This window comes from Rhabdochromatium marinum (assembly GCF_016583795.1).
Lineage (GTDB): Bacteria > Pseudomonadota > Gammaproteobacteria > Chromatiales > Chromatiaceae > Rhabdochromatium > Rhabdochromatium marinum.
Map to the genome: position 1 here is coordinate 1 of NZ_NRRS01000173.1, position 2,293 is coordinate 2,293.

Here is a 2,293-nt window from a genome sequence, read left to right on the forward strand (position 1 = left end):
GCGCGAAGCCTAACCCGTTGAGCACCATCGCTTTTACAGACTGTCCCAGGGAGATGATCCGGCTGCTTTCATCCTGTACCATAACCCGATCAATGAGCTCCCCGAGACCCAGCTCGTCGTACATTCCGGCTACCAATCCCAGGTGTTCGAGCGCTTGGCTGCTGTAATGCTGTGGACTGGCCTTTGAGCCAGTTTCAATGTGCATGGCCAGCCTGCTTCCCCCTGAATGTTTGCGATAAACGCAAGGATAGATGAGTTGAGAGAAAATCTGTCGGTGGCGTGAGCGGGTGCGGAATGTCGGCTATATCATCGACAGCTTCCCGCTTCCGGTCTGCGACAACATCCGGATTCGTCGCTGTCGTCGTTATCAAGGTGAAGCGTGGCGCGGCTACCAGGCGAGCAAACGCCGCTACTTCTATGGATTAAAAATCCACCTCCTAGTCACGGCTCAAGGACAACCCGTCGAGTTTTTTCTGACACCCGACGCCGACAGCGACGCCAAAGCATTGAAACAATATGTCTTCGATCTCCCGGATCAGGCGATCATCACGGGCGATAAAGCCTATAACGACTACGACTATGAAGATCTTCTGGAGGACGCCGGTTTACATCTGCAGCCGCTTCGCAAGAAAAACTCCAAGCGTCCCCATGAACCGGCACTGACGTATTTGATGTCCTCTGCGTGTTATGCCGTGGAAACCACTGGGAGCCTCATCGAACGATTGCTACCCAAGCATATCTACAGCGTGATCGCTGCCGGTTTTGAACTCAAGACAGCATTCTTTATCCTGGCCTGTAGCCTCAATTTCCTTTTCTGAATCAGCCAAGGTGGCAACTTGGGTTAAATAATGTGATCTAGCACGGCTGCGCCCAGAACTGCTCGATTTTCTCTCTGAACTGCGTCCAGCGCCCGGTGGACTGCACGAGCGCGCGCAGGGTCAAGAGCACCTTGGCCGAATGGCACTAACTTAAGGATTTTCGACTTAAAGTCATACACTTAGGCCGCTAACTGAGCGAGAGGTTTGGATTTTTTTGGATGCCCATTCATGCGTACGTCTGCCCGCGCTTGCTCCCTGGGCTTTGTCATCAAAGGGTATTTCTTGGCACGTCGTTTGAGCTGGCGTGGTTCGATTCGCCCAGGGCGAATCCCGACCATCGGTTGAGCAATCAGTCGCAGCAAATCGTGAACGGATTCTGCATCATTTTGGTCATTGCGTTTCTGCCAGCTGATGCAGAGCTGGAGTGTATGCTTGAAGCTGAGTTGACCGGGCAAACGGTTCACCCATCGGGCGGCCTGCACCATCAGCCAGCGGATCAGGTTATAAGCCAGCCAATAAATCCACAGTTCTTTGCGAACCATGTCCGGAGTGCGAGCGCGCAATGGGTTCATCTTCATCGTGACTTTCAAATCTCTGACGTTGACTTCAACCGTCCATCGGCGCTGATATAGCGTTTTGATCCTGTGCTTTGGTATCTTTTTTGCCGACAAAAAGGTGGTGACCAACAGTTTTCCACTAACGGCCAGTTCGCGAACTTTAAGCGTGTCTGGAACCGCAGCGTATTGTTCTGGAGACATCCAATCCGGACACTTGGGTTTGTTCCAGATGATGAGGTGATCTCGAGTGCCCAGGCGCTCGCCAAGAGAAAAATCGCTACAGCGCCGACGGGCTCCGTATTGTTCAAAAACACCATCGACGCCTCGCTGCATCAATTCACATAGAAGGAAGTAGGTTGGAAAAAAAGCGTCCCCAAGTAGCACATCACCAAGCTCAAGGGTATCGAGCAGCTGACGAAACAAGCTTTGTTCATCGCTGCCCTTCCCGGCACAAGGGCCGCTGGCGGCGTTGAGCAAGGCACCGCTGGCCAGACACATCAGTACCACGACACGTAAAACAGGAAATCCTAATCCGGGTTTTTGGGTCTTTGATTGTGGATAAGCGGCCTGATTGGCCTCGCTGTCGAACAGGCTGAGTGTGGTGCCATCGGCGAGTAAAACACGACGCCCTTGCCAGAAAGGCTGTTTTGTCTCAACGCCGGCCACGCGCGCGCCGACTTCTCGTGCCAAGGTCTCGATCATCTCCTGCGGAAGACGTGCGCGCGCCTGACAATAAGCAGCCGTGTTCGTACTACAAGGATCCAGCCCCTCTATGAGACGTTTGACGGCCGCATCGTTCAACGCTTCCTGACAGCTGCCGTCGGCTGACAGGGCTTGGCCGAGAAACATCGCTAACGTCGTCTTTGGAGGAAATAAACGCACACGGTGTTCTGGCAGCCGCGCATCAACCCCTTCAAG

2 protein-coding genes and 1 pseudogene are annotated in these 2,293 nt (G+C 53.6%); 1 reads left to right on the top strand and 2 read right to left on the bottom strand.

Annotated features, from left to right (window positions below):
* The coding region (locus CKO36_RS19095; RefSeq protein ID WP_200286482.1) for a DUF4277 domain-containing protein at positions 1-205 on the bottom strand (205 nt) is incomplete at its 3' end.
* Positions 206-302: 97 nt separating this feature from the next.
* Between CKO36_RS19095 and CKO36_RS19100 the strand changes: the two are divergent.
* A pseudogene (locus CKO36_RS19100) lies at positions 303-818 on the top strand (IS982 family transposase); the annotation flags it as partial.
* 179 nt (positions 819-997) lie between these two features.
* Here the strand turns inward: CKO36_RS19100 and CKO36_RS19105 are convergent.
* Positions 998-2,293, bottom strand: a 1,296-nt coding sequence (locus CKO36_RS19105) for an IS4 family transposase (protein ID WP_200286483.1), incomplete at its 5' end; no start/stop codon positions are given.